This window comes from Neorhizobium sp. NCHU2750, assembly GCF_003597675.1.
GTDB lineage: Bacteria > Pseudomonadota > Alphaproteobacteria > Rhizobiales > Rhizobiaceae > Neorhizobium.
In genome coordinates, this window is record NZ_CP030827.1 from 725,438 (window position 1) to 745,457 (window position 20,020).

The window sequence follows — 20,020 nt, forward strand, 5'->3', positions numbered from 1 at the left end:
TTTTGCCTTCACGGCTTGGGGCGTGGCGGCGCAGGGCCGATCACCGCCTTAGGAACCGCAAAACTGGCACCCGAGCAGGCTTGAGGATCCTTGAGACGGACCGTCCACCAATCTTCGAACGGGCTATCTGCCTTGCCCTCGGCGGAGATCAGGCCGCTGCTGGTGGGACAGGCCGCTGCAAGAGCGGTGGTCAATGATGTCCATCCGGGGCCGGGGCTGAATGTAATCGGCACATAACCTTCCGCTTCCGCCTTCTTGGCCATGCCCTGAAGATAGGAAAGATATCCGATCCCCGCGCAGGCGGCGACGAACAGATAGAGGATCGTCATGTTGGTTTCCCGCACCTTGACTCTGAGATCGAGAAAGGCCGCAAAACTCGTGACCTTTTCAAGCACGGCGCGTGCCCGTTGCCTGTCCGCCGGACTGTTACCCGGAGCACGCTTGGCCCGCGCGTCCTGTATCGTGGGCATGTCATACGGCATGAGCTGGACGAGATAGGGCGCGATCATCTGCTTGACCGCCTCGTCATCCAGTTTTTCCTCGCTGAAAGGCTGGGGAAAAAGGATTTCGGAAATCTTTGTCACGGCAATCAGGATTGCTGCGAATACGCCAGCGCCGACAAACAGTCCGGTCCTCAGATTCTCGCCGGAAAGGTCCGGCAATATTCCGAAGGAAAGACCGCCGGCAAGTGCAGCTCCCACGGCCCCGAGCGAAGCCGTATACCACTTCGCGGTCTCTCTCAGCCCGTCACGGGCCTCGGCATATCGATCTTTCTCTTCTGCCATCCCGCTCCGGCCTCGTCCGCTACGGCGCTAATTGCGCCTTACCGGGATGCGCAGTTGGATCACGACATGGCCCCCCATATCGCCATCGGCTTCGTAATCGTCACTGCCTTGTTCCGCATCATCTTGCCCATGATGGTGTGGTCGAGGCGGTGGGAGGCTGCCTTGAAGCTGGTCGAGCAGATCGCGCAACGCGTCGTCGCGATTGCGGTAGCTACCTCGCTCGACCAATTCGTCCAGAAAGTCGATCAAGCGTTGCTCTAGATCTTCACGCAGTCGGGGCATCGTGAACCCTCCGGTAGCAGAACCACATCTTACAAAAGTTGCGCTTACGAGAAAAGACACGTCATGCGGGATTTTTTCGTTTGCTCGCCGTGCCGCTGTGCAAGTTAGCTTGCGGGTCCATGCCGCTCGTGGAAAGCCCGCACTTCCGCGCAGTTGGGGTTCGCCCGGGTTTGACAACCAGACATAATGGCGTTGATATCGATGTCGTCCGTCAGCGACGAGGAGGTCGTTCTGCGGCCCCTGCAGCCAGGCGCCTGGTTAGCTTGAGACTTCGCCTGCAGGCCCCATGGCAGGAAGCATGCTGCGGCCGGATCATTTTCCTGCCGCCTGATCGCAGTCGCACATATGCATGGAGAGGAGACCATCATGCTGCAGACCGCTTCGAAATCCCGATCAACCACCCATGGCAAGTTCATCTGGTGCGAGCTGATGACGTCGGACACCGCGGCGGCCGGTGCCTTTTATTCCGCCGTCATCGGCTGGCAGGTCAACGCTATCCGGCTTCCCGATCTGCCGCCCTATTTCCTGTTCGAGATCGGCGAGGGCGACAATTGCCCCGGCATCGGCGGCATGATGGGCTTTCCGCCGGAGCTTGACGGCAAGCTGCCGCCGAACTGGACCGGCTATGTCGCCGTCGACGATGTCGACGAGACCTGCGTCGAATATGAAGCGCTCGGCGGCCGGATACAGCGCCAGCCGGACGATATTCCCGGCATCGGCCGGTTTGCCGTCGTGGCCGATCCGCATGGCGCGGTCGTCTGCATCATGACGCCGATCCCGCCGGAAAACCCGCCGCGCGAACCGGGACCCAACGATGTCGGCAATGTCGGCTGGCGCGAGCTTTATGCCGGCAATGGAGAGGAGGCCTTCGATTTCTATGCGAGTGTCTTCGGCTGGACCAGGGACCACGATTTTCCCATGGGGGACATGGGCGTCTACCGCATCTTTGCCCATGCGGGACAGGCGATCGGCGGCATGATGACCAAGCCGCCGAACGTGCCCGTGCCCTGCTGGAGCTATTATTTCAACGTCGAGGCGATCGATGCCGCGATCGGGCGGGTCAATGCCAATGGCGGCACGGTGGTGTTCGGCCCGCAGGAAGTCCCCGGCGGCAGTTTCATCATCCAGGCCACCGATCCGCAGGGGGCTTTCTTCTGCCTCGTCGCGCCAAGGCGGTGAGGGGCGCCGATTCGTTTGGCTGTGGCCGCGATCTGCCCTGACTGTCAGCGGCGGGTCGTGCCGTTGCGTGGGATCGAGGCCATGCCGCTGTCGCGCCGCTGGATATTGCCTTCGACATAGGTGATGAACTGCTCGGCCGGCATCGGCTTGCCGTAATACCAGCCCTGTGCGTATTCGGCGCCGCGTTCGATCAGGTATTCCGCCTGTTCCTTCGTCTCGACGCCTTCCGCGATGACCGAGAGCCCCAGCGCCTTGGCCATGTCGATGATATGGGGAACGACGGAGCTCGTGGCGCTCTCGCGGTTGATCGTGTCGACGAAGGACTTGTCGATCTTCAGGGCGTCGAACCGCAGCGACTGCAGATATTGCAGGCTGGAATAGCCGGTGCCGAAATCGTCGATCGCCACGGCATAGCCGCGCGCGCGGGCCTCGGTGATCGTCCGGCTTGCTTCCTCGATATCCATCAGGCCGCGCTCGGTCGCCTCCAGCCAGATCTGGCGATATTCGATGCCGCTATGGGCAAGTCGCGTCTCGAGAACGCCGAGAAGGCGGCCGGTCCTGAAATCGTCGGCGCAGAAATTGATCGACATATGCAGGTCGCGATGGCGCACCAGCGTCACCTGCATTTCCTTCACCACCGCCTCGATTACCAGGTCGGTGATCGGTTCGATCAGCCCGCTCTGTTCCGCCAGTGGAATGAACTGGTCCGGCCGCACCAGGCTGCCATCCGGGCGCTTCCAGCGCACCAGCGCTTCCGCACCGATGCAATTGCCTGTCTGCAATTCGACGATCGGCTGGTAATGCACGATAAATTCGCGTCGATGGATGGCGATCTGCAGGTCGCCCAGCGGCGAAAGCCGCTTGCGCGACAACCGGAAGATCACGGCCAGGATGAAGATCGCCCCCAATGCCCCGAAGGGCAGGAACAGCCAGATCTGCTCGTGAAAATTCTCCTGCAGCCTGGCTCTGTCGCTGGTTGCGACCGCGGTCCAGCCACCATGTGAGGTCACGGCATAGACATAGTCGTCGTCGACGCCGCTCTGACCTGCCTTCACCAGTTCCTGCACCCGCTTTTCATCCATACCCTGCAGACCGGCGGTCAGCGCGCCGTTCGGCGCGACGAGCGAGACATGCACGCTCCTGTCGGCCAGCACGTCGATGGCTCCCAGGGGATCGATCAGTGCGTTATGCTTGCCCACCTGCACGACGGTCATGGGATCGGCACCGCTGAGCCTCGGGGCGACCGCCGCCCATGCCTCAATGTCCCGGCCGATGGTGAAGTCCGCCGGCTTTTTCTCGATCTTCGTGGTGACCTGCCCCCAGGAGGTGCAGCGCAGCAGTCCGTCGTTGATATAGCCGATCTCTCTTATGCTGCGGGAATTCATCGTCAGCCGCCGCATTTCGGCGATATGGCCGTCCGAGCACGGCATCATCACCGATCGGTCCAGACCGCGAAGGGTCTCTGCCGTCGTGTCGATCACTTTTTCCGTCCGCGAAATGGCAAGAGTGGCAAAGCCGTCGAGCCTCTCCTTCTCTGCTTTCACGGAAAGCGCCCACGCCGCATAGATCGCTACGGAGAGCGGAAGAAGCACCCCGACAATGGCAAGGGCGGTGGCTTCGACTATGACCCTGGATCGGTTCAACTGCGTCCCCTCACGGAACATGTCACGACAATATGGTCACAGCCTTAATGCCTATGGGTTAAGGTGATCTATTCGAAAAGCACTGAAATGCAGGAATTTCCGATCATATATCGGAAAAGTGACCGAAATTGGAAAGGCAGCCCAAAGGGCTGCCCTCCGTCGTCAATCAGCGCTTCAGGCTGCCGAGGATGCCGCGCACGATGGCCTGGCCGACCTGGGTGGCGACGGTGCGCGCCACGCTTTTCATCGCCGCTTCGACGATCGTCTCGCGCTGGTAGCCGGACCGGCCGCCGGTCTTGCGTCCACGCTGGTCCTGTTCTTCGTCCTTGTCGCCGAAGCCGGGCAGCGTCCAGCCGCCGATCGAGATCGATCCGGTCGCCTTGGGCTGTTCCGGGTCGAGATCGTCGCTGGCATTCTTCGCCGCTGCGCCATCTGACGCCTGCTTGGCCTTGGCCGCCAGCATCTCGAAGGCGCTCTCCCGGTCGAGATCCTCGTCATAGACGCCGAGAACCGGGCTCTTGTCCATCACCTGCTGCCGCTCGGCATCGGTGAGCGGCCCGATCCGGCCCGACGGCGGGCGGATCAGCGTGCGTTCCACCATGGAAGGCACACCCTTCGCTTCCAGCGTCGAGACCAGCGCCTCACCGGTGCCGAGCTGTGTGATCGCCGTAGCGCAGTCGAAGTCCGGATTGGGGCGGAACGTGTCCGCCGCCGTCTTCACCGCCTTCTGCTCGCGCGGTGTATAGGCTCTGAGCGCATGCTGCACCCGGTTGCCGAGCTGCGCGAGAACCGTCTCCGGCACGTCGAGCGGGTTCTGGGTGACGAAATAGACGCCGACGCCCTTGGAGCGGATCAGGCGCACCACCTGTTCCACCCGGTCGAGTAGCACTTTCGGCGCCTCGTCGAACAGAAGATGCGCCTCGTCGAAGAAGAACACCAGCTTCGGCTTGTCGGGATCGCCCACTTCCGGCAGCTCTTCGAACAGTTCTGACAGCAGCCACAGGAGGAAGGTCGCGTAGAGACGCGGGTTCATCATCAGCTTGTCGGCGGCCAGGATGGAGATCTGGCCATAGCCGTTATTCGGGTTGATCCGCATGATGTCGGAGATCTTCAGCGCCGGCTCGCCGAAGAAATGTTCAGCACCCTGTTGTTCCAGCACCAGCAGTGCCCGCTGGATCGAGCCGACCGAGGCCTTGGAGATCAGGCCGAATTCCTTCGAAAGCTCCGAGGCATTCTCCGCCATGTAGTTGAGCAGCGATGTCAGGTCCTTGAGGTCCAGAAGCGGCAGCCCGGCCTTGTCGGCGAGCTTGAAGGCGATGTTGAGCACGCCTTCCTGCGGCTCGGATGCATCCATCAGCCGGGCCAGCAGAAGCGGCCCCATCTCGGCGATCGTGGTGCGCACCCGATGGCCTTTTTCGCCATAGATATCCCAGAAGATCACCGGAAAATGGTCGAACTCGTAGTCGGTCATGCCGATCTGTTCGGCGCGCTTCAGCAGAAAATCCTTGGCCTCGCCCTTGGCCGCGACACCCGAGAGGTCGCCCTTGATATCGGCGGCGAAGACCGGCACGCCGGCTTTGGAAAAGCCTTCCGCCAGCACCTGCAGCGTTACCGTCTTGCCGGTGCCGGTCGCGCCGGTGACGAGCCCGTGGCGGTTGCCGAACTTCAGGTCCAGATATTCAGCCTTGTTCAGCGTATCGTCAGGCTTGCGGCTGCCGCCGATGAAGATCTTGCCTGTCTCGTCCGTCATGCCGATACGTACTCCCTCGCGACGCGCTTTATTTGTCAATTGCTTATAAGGCGCGGCGGGGCGGGCGGCAACGGTTTCGGCCACCGCTCGTCCAGCCCCTGGAAAAATAGCGCAGATTGCAGCGGCAAGGCTTGCGCTCGGTCGCACTCCTCGCGGATAAGGTTCTGCCGGAACAGTCAGCAGGCAATAGGCCGGGGGCAAACCGTCCATGACGACGCGCGACTGCTCCTCGAGCGTTTTCCGTTACACGGATACGCGACTGGCATTGTCCGGCGAAAAGTGTATTACTTTGACGTTAACGTCAAATATTGAGGAGATACTCCTGATGAACGAACTGGTTTCCCGCGTCGCAGACAGCGTCGGCATTTCCCCCGATGTTGCCGAAAAGGCGATCGGCATGATGCTCGGTTTCCTGCAGCGCGAGGCTGATGATGGCGCCATCGCCCGGATGATCGAAGCTATCCCCGGTGCGCCGGATCTTGTCGCCCAGTTCAACGGCGAGGGTTCCGGCGGTGGTGGCGGCCTGCTCGGCGGCCTTCTGGCAAGCTTCGGCGGCGGCGGCGGCGTGATGGCGCTCGGCCAGCAGCTGATGAGCCAGGGGCTCGGCATGGGCGAGATCACGGCACTCGCCAAGGAGACCATGGCCGTTGCCCGCGAGCATGCCGGCGACGAAGTCGTCGATCAGGTCATCGCCTCCGTTCCCGGCCTGTCGCAGTTCGTCTGATCGACGCCTGCCACAACAACAAAAAAGCCGCCGGCTCCTGCAACCGGCGGCTTTTTTCGAGTGGTGATCGGGGGACGACCACATCGATCGGGGCTGGGGTTAGCCCCTTGGGGCGAGGATGAGACCTCGTTTGTCGCCCTTGGGTATAGGGGAGGCGACGACTCGATTATATATTAGGGTAGTCTAATTTGCAATTACCTGATCAGGTGTCGTTTCGAACCGTGCAAACAGCTCTGATGCACCTGTCGAAACCCATTGACTTTCCTTTCCAACAGGCCCATGTGACCGGCGAAGCGACAGCCCGTCCGGGCGCCGCTCTTTCAAAGGACAAACCGAGATGAACCCCGACAGTCGAAGTTCGACGTCAACAGATAGACCTGCCGCTTCGGGGCTCTGATCCGTCTTCTCGGTGATGTGCTCCGGGGACCGATCGGTCCGAAAAGGAGCCGTCATGCTGCGCATCCACGCCTATGACATCGACCGCCTGATATCTGCCGCCTCCGACACCTCGTCCGAAGGCAAGAATGCCGCTGCGCAGCCAGCCGATGCCCCGCCAGCAGATGCCCTGCAAGCCGATACCTCGTCTTCCGAGACGCTGCCCGTGGAACGCCAGTCCTCGGTCGTCTGGTACGATCTGGTTAATCCGACCGCGGAGGAAGAGCGCCAGGTCAGCCAGTGCCTCGGCATCGCCGTCCCGACCATGGACGAGATGGAGGATATCGAGCTTTCCGCCCGCCTCTATCAGGAGGACGGCGCCGAGTTCATGACCATGACGGTGCTGACGCGGCCCGATTCCGGCCAGCCGATCAAGGTGCCGGTCACCTTCATCATCAAGGGCCAGATCCTCGTCACTGTCCGCCATGCCGAACCGCGTCCCTTCGATGCCTATATGGCACGTGCCCGCAAGGCGAACGGCCTCGGCCTGCATGCCGCCACCGGCGAGATGATCATGACCGGCCTGATCGAGGCGATCATCGACCGCATGGCCGATACGCTGGAACGCCTCGGTGCCGATATCGACCAGATCTCGCGCGACGTCTTCCAGGCCAAGGCCTCCAAGGCCGACAAGAAGCAGCGCGACCTGCAGGAACTGATCCGCGCCATCGGCCAGAAGGGCGAGTTCATCACCATCACCCGTGAAAGCCTCGTCAGCGTCTCCCGCGTCGTCGCCTATTATGCGGCGCTCGATGGCGTCGACCGCAAGCTTTCGAAGGAAATCCGCCAGCGGCTGAAACTGCTGCAGCGCGATGCCACCTCGCTCGGCGATCACTCGGCCTTCATGTCGAACAAGATCAACTTCCTGCTCGATGCGACGCTCGGCCTGATCAATCTCGAGCAGAACCAGATCATCAAGATCTTCTCGGTCGCTTCCGTGATGTTCCTGCCGCCGACGCTGGTCGCCTCCATCTACGGCATGAACTTCGCCTATCAGCCCGAGCTGCAATGGCATTACGGATATCACGTCGCCATCCTGCTGATGATTTGCTCGATGGCCTTGCCCTATCTCTATTTCAGGCGCCGCGGTTGGCTCTGAAACGGAGCGCTGCCGGTAAAAGATAAAGAACGGGCGGAGCATTGCTGCTCCGCCCGTTTTCGTTTTGATGATTGGGAGCCGCGTGCGGCTCAGAACTCTTCCCAGCTCTGCGCCACGGCGGCATTGCCGGAGAATGCGCCTGCCACCTTGCGGGCCAGCGAGCGGGCCGGCGAGGCCTTGGGCGCGTCGCTGGAAGCGGCCGGGCGAACGGCAGCCGGTGCATGGCCGTCGCCAAGCTTGAACTGCGCCAGAAGCGTGTTGAGCGAAGCCGCCTCGCGGGCAAGGCTGTGGCTGGCGGCGGTGGTTTCCTCCACCATCGCCGCATTCTTCTGCGTGTCCTGGTCCATCTGGTTGACGGCGGTGTTGATCTGCTGGAGACCGGACGACTGTTCCTGCGAGGATTCGGCGATCGCCGCGACATTGCGGTTGATCTCCTGCACTTCCCTGACGATCATCTCCAGCGCGCGCCCGGTCTCTCCGACCAGTTCCACGCCGTTTCTCACCTGGTCGTTCGAGGTGGTGATCAGCGCCTTGATTTCCTTGGCCGCGGTCGCGGAACGCTGCGCCAGTTCGCGCACTTCCTGGGCAACGACGGCAAAGCCCTTGCCGGCTTCACCCGCACGGGCAGCCTCGACGCCGGCATTGAGTGCCAGAAGATTGGTCTGGAAGGCAATCTCGTCGATTACGCCGATAATGTTGCCGATCTCGCCGGATGACTTCTCGATTGCTTCCATCGCCTGAACGGCCGTCTGGACGATCTTGCCCGATGTCTCGGCGCCGTGACGGGTACGGGTGACGAGCTCGCCGGCTTCGGAGGCGCGCTTGGCGGCGTCCTTGACGGTCGTGGTGATCTCTTCGAGCGCCGCAGCGGTTTCTTCCAGCGCTGCCGCCTGCTGCTCGGTACGCTTGGCAAGCGCATCGGCGGCCGACTTGATCTCGTTGGCGCCGGCATCGATGCCGCGGGCGTTCTGCGCCACGCCCAGCATCGTGCCCTGCAACTGCTCGGCCGAGGTGTTGAAGTCGCGGCGCACGCTGTCCAGCGATCCGTTAAACGGCTGGTCGATCCGGTAGGTCACATTGCCTTCAGAAATATTCTTCAGTCCGGCGGCAAGGCCGTCTATGGCAAACTGGATTTCGGCGGCTTCCTGGGCCTTCTGTACCTCGCGCTCTGCCCGTTCCTTTTCGGAGAGGCTGCGATTGGCGAGTGTTTCCTTCTCCAGCGCGGCGCGTTCGATCGCATTGGTGCGGAACACTGCGACGGCCTGTGCCATCTGCCCCACTTCGTCCTTGCGGCCGAGGCCCGGAACATCCTGCGCCGTCTCGCCGCCGGCGAGCGATGCCATGCGCTGGCGAAGACCGTCGATTGGGCCGGAAATGCCGCGTGCGGCGACGAACAGCGATGCGGCGATCGCGGCGGCAAACAGCACGCCGATCGTTGCCAGCAGCGCGATGAGCGTCGAATTGATGTCGTCCGAGATCTCGGCACTCTCGTCGAGAACCGCCTTGGTGTTCTTGACGTTCCAGTCCTTGAAGTCGTCGCGGATCTTGGCGAGGTCCGGATCGACCTCCGCGAGCACGGCCTGGGCATCCTGCATCTTGCCCTCTTCAGTCAGCTGCACGGCCTTGTCGGTCTTCGCCGTGATAGCCTGTGCCCGTGCCTCGAAAGCCGACAGGGTATCGGCCTGATCGGGAATAAGCTGCTTGGCGGACGCGAGCAGCGTGCCGATGACCTTCTTGCCGCTCTCGTAATTCTTCATCGCCACCGCACGGCCGGCGGAATCCTTGGCGTAGACGGTCAGCTGGTAGGCGCTGTAGGCGACCGAATTCATCGAGGTCGAGACGCGCGAGACCTGCGTCGCGGCGACATTGTCCTGACGGATGAAGTCTGAATATTGCCGGTCTGCCTGCTTGAAGCTGTAGGCGGCGGCACCGATGCCGGCAATGCCGATCAGGCAGACGGGCACGATCAGGCCGAGGATCTTGGTTCTGATCTTTGCGTTTGTAAGAAAGCTCATCGCATACACCATGAGTAGGGACCGCGGGGCAACGCAGGTCGCTCGGGAGATTGGTCTTGAAGGGGGAGGAGGCAACCTGCGGCGTATCGCGCGGCGGACGTCTGTCTCGGACGTACTGTTGCAGGCCCATCATGGGCTTATCCACACGCTATGGTGTCGTTGCTTAACTGCGACTTAATTTCAGCCGCGGAAGACGCTGATTTTGTTGAATTGCTGAATATTTGCAAGAAAACAAAGTTTAGTGGCATGCGTCCTGCAAATCCGGGTTGCGGCTGAGCTTTTCCGGTGCAGAAACGGGCGGTTGATGGACGCGGGTTCACAGACCCGATGCGACTTTTCGCAATTGACCTTCTCGATCGCAGTCCCAAATTCGATCATGTTTCTTGCATAAGTATTTCGGGGGTAAACAGAATGCGTCCTTTCACGTCGAGGGCACTGGCCGTTGCTGCGGTTTCGCTATTGGCGCTGGTGCCGACGATCGCGCCGGTGCTGACCGGCACGCCGGCCTATGCCCAGTCTGAGACCACGACCTCTGAAACCACGGCGGCTTCAGGCGCGGCCGATGCAACCGATCAGGCGATCGGCAAGATGAACGCCTATGTCGAATTCCTCAATCGCTCGCTGCGGGCCTCCGAATCCCTCGAACGCTATGCCAGCTGGGTCGACATGAAGAAGGGGCCGACCGGCAAGGAAAGAGTGATCTACGGGCTCTATTCGCTCTATGATGTGCGCGACGAGATTTCAGCCGTCGAGAAGGCCGAGAGCGCCGATCCGAAATTGCCGGAACTCGATGCCGCCATGGCCGCCTATGTCGATGTCTACCAGAAGCTCGCGCCGGTGATCGAAAAGGCCAACAAGTATTACGAGCGGCTGGACTACAAGTCCGACAAGATGGCCGGCGGAAAGGAATTCCACAAGCAGATCGCCGCGCTTGCGCCGACCTATACCGAGCGCCGCAAGGCCGTCGACCAGGCGCTGCGCAAGGAGAAGGTGAAGCTCGACGTCGCCTCGCTTGATGCGCTGGAAAAATCCGAGGGCAGAAAATCCCGCTGGCATGTCCGCAATGTCATGATCCATGCCGAGACGGTGATGGATCTCCTGCCGGATAACGAGAAGCCGGTGGCCGACATGCCGGCCTTCGACGCGGCGCTGAAGGACTATGGCGACGCCGTGCGGGGCTTCGACGACTATTCGCTCGAACACCCCGATTCCTTCCACGTCTTCGAATCCCGCCCGGCCTCGCTTCTGTCCAAGCTGCGCGATCTCGACGAGAAGCTTCAGAAGGTGAAGGGCGACGCCCGCAAGGCCGGCGGCGACGACATCGAATGGATCGTCTCCGACTACAACACCATGGTCACCACCGCCCAGACCGCGACGACCTTCGCCAAGGATTGACGAAGGATCGGGATCAGACGTCTTTAAGACCCCTCCCGGCCAACCTGGGGTTGAGCCGCGCGTCTCAACCCGTCCTTCGGACCCCCACAAGGGAGAGGGAAATCGCATCTGACCAAGAACCCTCTCTGGCCTGCCGGCCATCTCCCCCACACGGGGGGAGAAGACCTGTGGCAATCGCCTGCCTTGATTGAGCCACAGCGGGGCGGCTGGGTTAAGCCCTCCCCCTTGTGGGGAGGGTGGGGAGGGGTCTTTGGCTCATATGCGATTACCCTGCCTTGTGGGAGAGATGCCCGGCAGGGCAGAGGGGGACTTTCCGGCTGTTTCGATCCAACGTATCACTACTCCTTCACTCCGCCTTGGGCGTAAAATCCGGCAACAGCTTGCAAGGCTCGTCATAGGTCTTGCGCTTCTCCTCACACAGCGCCGCCACCGACTGTTTCGTCGGCTTGTCGCCCTTCTCGATCCACGCCGTCATGGCCGAAAACAGTGCCGCATATTCGGGCGTCGACAGCTTGGAATGTACCGCCTCGTCGGAAAAGTTCTGCACCAGCAGATCGCCATTGCCGGCCTTGTCCACCGTGTCGCGATAGATCGCCTCCAGCCCGACGAATGCGGTCGGATCGTTCTTCGCATGCAGCGTGATCGTCGGAAGCGCGATCTGGCCGGTGAGGTCCGAATCATAGGCCATCAGCCGCACGGCTTGCGGGTCGGCCGAAAACCGCTCGATCCCCTTGTTCAGCGCCGCATCGTCGTCCGATCCGGAATAGACGGTCTTCGAATTGTCGAACGGGTTTTTCCCGTCGAGCCTGCGCCAGACGATGTCCTGGAACAGATTGCTCGCCCAGGCGAGATGCGCCACAAGGGTCTTTTCCGGCACATGGGTGACGGCAAGGATATTGGCGAGGTTCTTTGCCTGCTCCGCCGTGCGCTCATCCTTCGGCTTCGACAGGCCGGTACATTCATCGACCCGCGCTTCCAGATCTTCGCGCTTCATGTGGCCGCCTTTCGGCAGGCCCTGCCAGAGCGGATACTGCACCTCGTCGGCGCGCGGATGGTTGTGGCAGTAATACTGATAGACGGCCCGAAGATCGGCGCGGAACCCGTAACTTTTCGTCCCCCCGCCCAGCAGGCCGCTGGTCAGCACCACGCCGTCGTAATTCCGGTGTCCGCGCCAGTCGAGCGCATAGAGTTCAGCGGTCTTGGCCGCCACATTGCCGCCCCAGGACTGGCCGTGCAGCAGCACATGGTCCGGTGTCCCGAGAAGGTTTGTCGCGATGCGTCGTACATTGTCCGTATCGGCCGCCGCCATCCTCACCCCGTAACCCTGCCGGCGATAGTTGGAGCCCGCCCAGGCATAGCCTTCCTGAACGGTGACGGCGAACCGTTCGAGATCCTCCACCGGGTCATCCGGCTTCGGCTTTGAAATCCGCGGGCCCCCATGCGCATGCACGACGAGCGTGCCGTTCCAGTTCTTCGGCCTGGCGATCCAGTAATAGGCGCCATGCATGTCCTGGCCCGAAAAGCATTGCGTTCCGGCGGGCAGGGCCTTCGGGCATGCGGCCTCGTGCGGCGCGTCGGCACGCGGTTTTGGCGCAGCCGTCGCCCCATGCGCCATTCCCAGCATGGCAGTCATTGCTGCGAGCCCGGCCGTGGCGGCGAATGTCGATCGAAACCTCATGAAACTCCTCCTTGTCCAAGCCGGGGCAGATATGGCGCCGGCCGCGCGAGGCAAGCAGTTTCAGGCTTGTCAGCCGCCGATCATGCCCGGCAATTCCTTGAACATCGCATCCCGCGTCCGGTTGCCGGCCGTGCCCGGCATTTTCTTTTCCTCCTGCACCAGCCGGGTGAACACGACCTTGCGGCCGTCCTTTTCGGCCCAGCCGGCATACCAGCCCCAGGGATGTTCCTCGTCGAACGTGTAGTCGGGCTTGCGCGGATAGGCCATGCCGGTCTTGCCATGCACGGTCCAGCCGCCCTCGATGCCGGTCGTCTCGACGATGCGCATTGCCTTGTCCATCGCCTCCCGGGAGACGTCGAGCCTGCGGTTCACGAGGTTGGCGAGAAACGCCACCTGTTCCTTCGGCGAGATCTTCAAGGACGACGCGATCCAGGCGCGATCAAGCCCGTTATCTTTGCCCGCATCGCCGGAAAAATCGGCATTGCCGTAATGCATCTTCACCAGATAGTCGTGCACCGTCTTTTCACCCAGCGCATGGGTGACCTGCTGCGAGTACCAGACGACCGAATATTTGAGCCAGCGCGTCGGATCGGTCGGCTGTTTCCAGGCCTCGCCGCCCCAGTCGACATAACCCTCCTTGAACGGGATCGTCGGCGCATGCTCGTCCTTCAGGAAACCGCTGTCATAACCGATCACCGCCAGCGCCATCTTGAAAGTCGAGGCCGGCGTCACGCGGCTCTCGCAATCGCCATCCTCGACCAGCACCTTGCCGCTCGCCGCATCGGCCACCAGCGTGCAGATCGTCTTCGCTTCGGCGGTTGAAAATCCAGTGATTGTCAGGACGGCGCCGAGCGCCGCTGTGCGAAATATCATGGTGAAAATCCCTCCCGATCTCAAATACAAAAATGCCCCGGCAAGCGAATCGCCGGGGCTTCTTGTCTGCGAATGAAAAGCGGCAGGCCTGTGGCTTACTTGTCCCATTCCGGCGCCAGATGGCCGGGGTTGACGATGCGGCCGTTCGGGCGGGCGAGCTTGTGCAACGCTGCCATTTCCTCTTCCGACAGGGCGAAGTCGAAAATGTCGAAATTCTCCGGCAGGCGGCTTTCCGTCGCCGTCTTCGACAGCGCGATCACGTCCTTCTGCTGCACGGCCCAGCGCAGCACCACCTGGGCGGCGGTCTTGCCATGCTTGGCGCCGATATCCTTCAAGACGGCGTCCTTCGGCACGGCACCGTCGGCCATCAGGTAATAGGCGGTCACCGACATGCCGGTTTTGGCCGCTTCGGCCAGAACCTTGGTCTGGTCGATATAGGGATGGTACTCGATCTGGTTGTTGACGATCGGCGCATCGGAAAGCTTCACCGCTTCCGCCATCAGCGCGGTGGAGAAATTGGAGACGCCGATATTCTTCACCTTGCCGGCCTTTTTCAGCTCGTTCAGCGCGCCGATCCGGTCGGCGAGCGGCATCTCGCTCTGCGGCCAATGAAGGAGAAGAAGGTCGACATGATCGGTCTTCAGCTTCGTCAGGCTCTCGTCCACCGAAGCGATGAAGGCCTTGTGGCCGACGCGGTCGACCCAGACCTTGGTGGTGAGGAAGATGTCGGCGCGGGCAATGCCCGATTTGGCGATAACGTCGCCGACGGCCTGTTCGTTCTTGTAGATCTGCGCCGTATCGACATGGCGGAAGCCGAGCTTCAGGGCTTCCGGCAGAATGCGATGCACATCGGCATCCGGCATGCGGAAGGTACCGAAGCCGAGGGCGGGAATATTTGCGCCATTTGCGCTGACGTCGAACATGAAATGCTCCTTTTGAGGGGATGTTGCCCGGCAGATGCCGGGCAGGAATGAGGCCTCATTTAAATGGGCCATTTGGCGGCTGGTTCAACCGCAAGATCTTGCGGGGGCAAACCCGCCAAGGTTCAGCCGGTGACCGGCGGATTGAGGCGGGCAAAGCCCTCCTGCCGGTGATAGGGGAAATGCGGATAGGGCGCGGTGACGGCACTGGCTGCATCGAGCCGCGCGATCTGATCTTGCGACAGCGACCAGCCGACCGAGCCGAGATTCTGCCTCAGCTGTTCCTCGTTACGCGCACCGATGATGACGGAGGAGACCGTCGGCCGCGAGATCAGCCAGTTGAGCGCCACCTGCGGCACGGTCTTGCCCACCTCGGCTGCTATCTCTTCCAGCGCATCGATGACCCGGTAGAGATGCTCGTCCGCGACCGGCGGGCCGAAACTTGCCGTCTCGTGCAACCGGCTTGTCTTAGGGATCGGCTTCGACCGGCTGATCTTGCCGGTGAGGCGCCCCCAGCCGAGCGGGCTCCAGACCAGCGCACCCAGCCCCTGATCCTGGGACAGCGGCATCAGGTCCCATTCGTAGTCGCGGCCGATCACCGAGTAATAGACCTGGTTGGCCACATAGCGCGTCCAGCCGTTTTTCTCCGCGGCGGCGAGCGATTTCATGATCTGCCAGCCTGAGAAATTGGATACGCCGATATAGCGCAGCTTGCCGTCCTGCACGAGCCGGTCGAGCGTCGACACGACTTCTTCCACCGGAGTGGAGGCATCGAAGGCATGCAGCTGGAAAATATCGATATGGTCGGTGCCGAGCCGCTTCAGGCTCTTTTCGACCGCACCGATCAGGCGGCTTCGCGACGAACCCCAGTCATTCGGTCCGTCTCCGGTCGGCAGGCTTGCCTTGGTCGAGATCAGCACCTCCTCGCGCCGGCCCTTGATCGCCTCGCCGAGCACCTCTTCCGAAGCGCCGTTCGAATAGACGTCGGCCGTGTCGAACAGGGTGACGCCCGCCTCAAGGCAGATGTCGACGAGGCGGCGGGCCTCCGCCACGTCCGTCGTTCCCCAATGGGAAAACAGCGGGCCGGAACCGCCGAACGTGCCGGCACCGAAGGAGAGGACCGGCACTTTCAGGCCGGATTTTCCAAGTGATCGATAGTCCATGGTCGTTATTCCTCGATGTTTCTATTCGGCAGGAGAAAGCTGTGCGGCCTTGTGGGCGTCGCCGGTATTGGCCCGGTCCATACGGATCGCGATGACAGCGACGACAAGTGCTGCGATCGGAACGAGGCCTGCGACGAAGGTGACCGAACCGAGGCCCGGACCGTGGTCGATGACGGCCCCGCCGAGCCAGGCGCCGATGGCATTGCCGAGATTGAAGGCGGCGATGTTGAACGACGATGCCAGACCTTGGCCGGCGCCTTCCGCCTTAGCGAGAACCCACATCTGAAGGGGCGCGACGGTGGCGAAAGCGGCGGCACCGAACAGGCCGATGGCGATCACGGCCAGAATCGGCTGGTGGATGGCGGCCGTCATGGCAAGAAGCACGATCGAAAGCGCGATCAGGCTGCCGACGACGGTCGGGACCAGATGCCGGTCGGCGAGCCAGCCGCCGAACAGGTTGCCCACCACGAGGCCGCCGCCGAAGACGAGCAGGATCGGCGAGACCGCCGCTTCCGAAAAGCCGGTGATCTCAGTCAGGATCGGCGCGATATAGGTGAATCCGGCAAACACGCCGACCCAGGACAGCACGGTGGTCAGAAGCCCGAGCAGCACCGCGCGGCGTCCGAGTACCGCGGCAACGCCTTGCGACGTTTCTTCCTGGGCGGCAGATGCCTCGTCCTTCGGCACGAGCAGCGCGATGACGGTGAAGGCGACGATACCGATCAGCGTCACGGCAAGGAAAGTGGAACGCCAGCCATAGGCCTGTCCGAGCCAGGTGCCGAACGGCACGCCGAGAATATTGGCGACGGTAAGCCCGGTGAACATGATGGCGATGGCGGAGGCCTTTTTATTCGGGGCGACCAGGCTGGTGGCGACCACCGAACCGACGCCGAAGAAGGAGGCATGCGCAAAGGCGGTCAGCACCCGCGCTGCCATCAGCGTCCAGTAGTCGGGCGCGATCGCGCAGGCGAGATTGCCGACGGTGAAAACCACCATCAGCGCCATCAGCAGGGTCTTCTTGGACCACTTGCCCGAGATGGCGCCGAGGATCGGCGCGCCGATGACGACGCCGAGCGCATAACCAGAAATCAGCAGGCCGGCGGCCGAGATCGATACGCCGAGATCCTTGCTGACATCGATCAGCAGGCCCATGATGACGAATTCCGTGACGCCGATGCCGAAGGCGCCGGCCGTCAACGCATAGAGAGCGAGAGGCATTGGAAGGGTGTCCTTGTCCTTAAATCCCGGTCCTTGGGAGGGGAGGGTGTGTTCGATGCCTCGCAATATCGTGAAGATGCACTTGCCTGTGTAGCGGCATAAGTGGATAATCATTTGTGAAGTAAGTTCACATATGAGATCGCCGCAGCTATACCCTCTGCTTTCTCAACCAAGTCCCCTCTGGCCTGCCGGCCATCTCCCCCACAAGGGGGGAGAGGATCCGCGGCGCCCACCTGGCTCAATCGGGCCTCGGCGGTCAGGCTGGGTTAAGCCCCCCCTTGTGGGGAGGGTGGGGAGGGGCCTTCTCGCAAACACGGCTCTCATGCGATTTGGTAGGCTAACGCACCTTGATAGGATCACCATGGATAACCGTGCCGGAGAAATGGAAGTCTTCGTCCTTGCCGCCGGGCTCAAAAGCTTTTCGGCCGCCGGGCGCAGGCTCGAACTGTCGCCATCGGCCGTCAGCAAGCTGGTGACGCGGCTGGAGGACAGGCTGGGCACGCGGCTGGTCGTCCGCTCCACCCGCATGCTGCAGCTGACGCCGGAAGGCGAGACCTATCTCGCCCGCGCCAGCCGCATCCTGGCGGAAATTGCCGATACCGAGGAAATGGTGTCTGGCGGCGGGCGCATGCTGCCGCGCGGCCCGCTGTCGGTAAACGCCTCGGTCGGCTTCGGCGAACAGCATATCCTGCCGCTGACGAAGGAATTCCTGACGCTGTTTCCCGACGTCCAGCTCGACATCACGCTCACCGACGATACGGTCGATCTCATCCGCGAGCGGGTCGATATCGCCATCCGTCACGGGCCCTTACGTGATTCATCGCTGATGGCCAGGAAGATCGGCCAGAGCCGCCAGGTGGTGATTGCCTCGCCCGATTATGTCGAAGAGCGCGGCATGCCGCAAAGCCCGGCCGATCTCGATCGCCACAATTGCATCAATTTCAATTTCCGCCGCTCTGTCGAAGGCTGGCGCTTCCGCGACCCTGTTACGGGCAGGGACTTTACCCGCCCGGTCAGCGGCAATCTCAAGGGATCGAGCGGCTCGATCATCCGCCAGCTTTGCATCGATGGCCTCGGCATCGGCCGCGTCGGCCGATTTCATGTCGAGCCGGATATCCAGGCTGGACGGCTTGTCCCCGTTCTGGAAGAGTTCAACCCTGAGGATATCGAGGAAATTCACGCCGTCTATGCCGGCCACGAACACTTGGCCGTCCGCATCCGCACCTTCATCGATTTCCTGGCGGAGAGGTTATGAGGCCGGTCGGCCGTTTGTGCCCTTTCCGTGCCGCCGGTCGCACAAGGCGACGGCGAGCATGAGCAAAGGCCAGGCGACCGAGAGAGCGAGGCCCGAAAACCGTGCGGCGCTCCAGGGCAGGTTGCGCAGCACGCCTTCGACAAGCGTCAGGATGAAAAAGATCTTGGCGATGAGCAGGTAGAGGATGATGGCCGCGGTGGTCATTGGTCTTGCAATATTCTTTCCAGATGCTCTGATGGCTGGCTCTCTCGTGGAGTGCCCTACAGGGGTATCAAGAAGACTACCCGAAGATTTGGCGAGAAGGCCAGCCATTCAGCAGTCATGGGGCTGACAGCTGCCCCGCATGCGTTCAATCATGATGACGACGGTGCGTCTTCACCCGTTTGAGGGAGGTGCGGAAATTGCCGCACTGGCAGCCCGTGGGGCGCCGCCGACGCCGTGCAGGGCCTCGATCTCGTTGGCCACCAGCTCCTGCAGCCGCCACAGATTGCGGTCGCGGATACCGAATTCGGCCAGATGCACGACGGTATTGTAGAGATATTCGGCGCAGGAGCCGCGATGCCCGCAGGCGCGTGCCAGGATCGGCGCCACCTGTTCGAGCGGCAAAAGCGGCCGGATGATCCGCGGGCTGCTGCCGCCGGCCCAGAAGGTCAGCGCCGAAACCGTATCACCATCTTCGGTGCGCACCGGCAGGAAGCGGAACGTCGAAAGACTGTCCTGATTGCTGACCTCGCGCCGCAGCGCGCTTTCGATCTGCTCGCGCTTGTCGTGGTCGGCCACCCGGTAGATCACCCCGTCGCAGCGCCCGCCGCGCGACAGCATCATCATCAGGCCCGGTTGATCCGGCGAGCCGCGGCCGCGCTCGATATGCAGCGAAAACGAACGATGCCAGCCATAGGCGGTGGCCCGCTGGCAGGCGACGGACTGAAAGCCGGGCTTCCAGATCAGCGAACCATAGGCGAAGATCCAAAGCGGCTCGTCGCCCACTTCTTCCGTCAGCCGGTCGGCGAGCAGCCTGTAATCCTCGTCCGTCAGCGGTTTCCATGCAGGAGGCGGTCCCGGATCGGCCTCTTCACGAAAGCAGAGATCGACCATCTTCTGGGTCAGCGACATGGACGGGGATTTCGGCATGGCTCCGGCTGTTTCCGACGATTTACACGTGTCTGGGATGCGATAAACACTGCCCCCGCCGCATCATCCTGTCAACGCTGTGCCACCTTGCCGCAGTGACGCCCGATTGTTTTGGTGAATATCACGGATGGTTTCGACCCGACATCATTCCGTGAACGAAAAGCGAGAGGAGCCCCCGTTGCGCTGGCTGTTTATCCTTGTCCTTGCCCTTCTGGTCGCCTGCGTGCTCAGCATCATCTGGATGAATGATGCAAGGCGCTTCCCGGCCGGTGGCCAGTTGCAGGGAGGCGGCCTCAGCGATGGCGCCGGGCAGGAGAACCCGCTGACCGGCCAGCGGCCGACGCCCGAGAGGCCTGCCGGCACCCCCTGATCGCACCCGGAGCGAGCAGATCCATCAATTCTTGTGATGATTTATTTGAACTTATCGCTTGACCTTGCGGCCTCGCAGTCCTTCATTCGCGCCACTTTTCATGCC

General features: G+C 62.0%; 18 protein-coding genes. 7 read left to right on the forward strand and 11 right to left on the reverse strand.

The window, feature by feature from the left end:
* Positions 1–8: 8 nt before the first annotated feature.
* The gene (locus tag NCHU2750_RS03570) at positions 9–785 is read right to left on the reverse strand and encodes a hypothetical protein (RefSeq protein ID WP_119939206.1); all 777 of its coding nucleotides are present in this window, start codon (positions 783–785) and stop codon (positions 9–11) included.
* A gap of 66 nt (positions 786–851) precedes the next feature.
* On the opposite strand from NCHU2750_RS03570, the gene NCHU2750_RS03575 reads away from it, so the two are divergent.
* Both NCHU2750_RS03575 and NCHU2750_RS03580 read left to right on the forward strand, forming a co-directional pair.
* Complete coding sequence (locus tag NCHU2750_RS03575) at positions 852–1,046, forward strand: hypothetical protein (protein ID WP_119939207.1); 195 nt, start codon at positions 852–854, stop codon at positions 1,044–1,046.
* Positions 1,047–1,433: 387 nt separating this feature from the next.
* A complete protein-coding gene (locus NCHU2750_RS03580) occupies positions 1,434–2,246 on the forward strand; it encodes a VOC family protein (protein ID WP_119939208.1) in 813 nt (270 codons plus the stop codon).
* Between the two features lie 44 nt (positions 2,247–2,290).
* On the opposite strand, the gene NCHU2750_RS03585 is transcribed toward NCHU2750_RS03580, so the two are convergent.
* Positions 2,291–3,889, reverse strand: coding sequence for an EAL domain-containing protein (locus NCHU2750_RS03585; protein ID WP_119939209.1), 1,599 nt, complete (start codon positions 3,887–3,889; stop codon positions 2,291–2,293).
* A 166-nt stretch (positions 3,890–4,055) separates the two neighbouring features.
* Positions 4,056–5,639, reverse strand: coding sequence for a helicase HerA-like C-terminal domain-containing protein (locus NCHU2750_RS03590; protein ID WP_119939210.1), 1,584 nt, complete (start codon positions 5,637–5,639; stop codon positions 4,056–4,058).
* A 325-nt stretch (positions 5,640–5,964) separates the two neighbouring features.
* Here NCHU2750_RS03590 and NCHU2750_RS03595 point away from each other — a divergent pair, with 325 nt between their 5' ends.
* Together NCHU2750_RS03595 and corA are read left to right on the forward strand one after the other, a co-directional pair.
* The gene (locus NCHU2750_RS03595; RefSeq protein ID WP_119939211.1) at positions 5,965–6,363 is read left to right on the forward strand and encodes a hypothetical protein; all 399 of its coding nucleotides are present in this window, start codon (positions 5,965–5,967) and stop codon (positions 6,361–6,363) included.
* A gap of 451 nt (positions 6,364–6,814) precedes the next feature.
* Positions 6,815–7,897 carry a magnesium/cobalt transporter CorA gene (corA, locus tag NCHU2750_RS03600; RefSeq protein ID WP_119939212.1) on the forward strand — a complete coding sequence of 361 codons (1,083 nt, stop codon included), beginning with the start codon at positions 6,815–6,817 and terminating at the stop codon, positions 7,895–7,897.
* A gap of 89 nt (positions 7,898–7,986) precedes the next feature.
* On the opposite strand, the gene NCHU2750_RS03605 is transcribed toward corA, so the two are convergent.
* Positions 7,987–9,912, reverse strand: coding sequence for a HAMP domain-containing methyl-accepting chemotaxis protein (locus NCHU2750_RS03605; RefSeq protein ID WP_119942893.1), 1,926 nt, complete (start codon positions 9,910–9,912; stop codon positions 7,987–7,989).
* A 411-nt stretch (positions 9,913–10,323) separates the two neighbouring features.
* Here NCHU2750_RS03605 and NCHU2750_RS03610 point away from each other — a divergent pair, with 411 nt between their 5' ends.
* On the forward strand, positions 10,324–11,307 hold the full coding sequence (locus NCHU2750_RS03610; protein WP_119939213.1) for a YiiG family protein: 984 nt from the start codon (positions 10,324–10,326) through the stop codon (positions 11,305–11,307).
* Positions 11,308–11,653: 346 nt separating this feature from the next.
* Here NCHU2750_RS03610 and NCHU2750_RS03615 read toward each other — a convergent pair whose 3' ends face one another.
* The 5 genes from NCHU2750_RS03615 to NCHU2750_RS03635 all read right to left on the reverse strand — a co-directional run bounded on the left by NCHU2750_RS03615 (position 11,654) and on the right by NCHU2750_RS03635 (position 17,159).
* Positions 11,654–12,985, reverse strand: a complete 1,332-nt coding sequence (locus NCHU2750_RS03615; protein WP_119939214.1) for an alpha/beta hydrolase — start codon at positions 12,983–12,985, stop codon at positions 11,654–11,656.
* A gap of 69 nt (positions 12,986–13,054) precedes the next feature.
* Complete coding sequence (gene blaOXA, locus NCHU2750_RS03620; protein ID WP_119939215.1) at positions 13,055–13,858, reverse strand: class D beta-lactamase; 804 nt, start codon at positions 13,856–13,858, stop codon at positions 13,055–13,057.
* A 95-nt stretch (positions 13,859–13,953) separates the two neighbouring features.
* Entirely contained in the window at positions 13,954–14,781 is an 828-nt protein-coding gene (locus NCHU2750_RS03625; RefSeq protein ID WP_119939216.1) for an aldo/keto reductase, read from the reverse strand.
* Between the two features lie 122 nt (positions 14,782–14,903).
* Positions 14,904–15,941 carry an aldo/keto reductase gene (locus NCHU2750_RS03630; RefSeq protein ID WP_119939217.1) on the reverse strand — a complete coding sequence of 346 codons (1,038 nt, stop codon included), beginning with the start codon at positions 15,939–15,941 and terminating at the stop codon, positions 14,904–14,906.
* Positions 15,942–15,962: 21 nt separating this feature from the next.
* Positions 15,963–17,159, reverse strand: coding sequence for an MFS transporter (locus NCHU2750_RS03635; RefSeq protein ID WP_119939218.1), 1,197 nt, complete (start codon positions 17,157–17,159; stop codon positions 15,963–15,965).
* A gap of 361 nt (positions 17,160–17,520) precedes the next feature.
* On the opposite strand from NCHU2750_RS03635, the gene NCHU2750_RS03640 reads away from it, so the two are divergent.
* Positions 17,521–18,414, forward strand: a complete 894-nt coding sequence (locus tag NCHU2750_RS03640) for a LysR family transcriptional regulator (RefSeq protein WP_119939219.1) — start codon at positions 17,521–17,523, stop codon at positions 18,412–18,414.
* Here NCHU2750_RS03640 and NCHU2750_RS03645 read toward each other — a convergent pair.
* Both NCHU2750_RS03645 and NCHU2750_RS03650 read right to left on the reverse strand, forming a co-directional pair.
* A complete protein-coding gene (locus NCHU2750_RS03645) occupies positions 18,409–18,618 on the reverse strand; it encodes a hypothetical protein (protein WP_119939220.1) in 210 nt (69 codons plus the stop codon). The genes NCHU2750_RS03640 and NCHU2750_RS03645 overlap by 6 nt on opposite strands.
* A 171-nt stretch (positions 18,619–18,789) precedes the next feature.
* Positions 18,790–19,545: a gamma-glutamylcyclotransferase gene (locus NCHU2750_RS03650; RefSeq protein WP_119939221.1), complete on the reverse strand. Its 756-nt coding sequence runs from the start codon at positions 19,543–19,545 to the stop codon at positions 18,790–18,792.
* Between the two features lie 178 nt (positions 19,546–19,723).
* On the opposite strand from NCHU2750_RS03650, the gene NCHU2750_RS03655 reads away from it, so the two are divergent.
* Positions 19,724–19,915, forward strand: coding sequence for a hypothetical protein (locus NCHU2750_RS03655; RefSeq protein ID WP_162939475.1), 192 nt, complete (start codon positions 19,724–19,726; stop codon positions 19,913–19,915).
* Positions 19,916–20,020 lie beyond the last annotated feature (105 nt).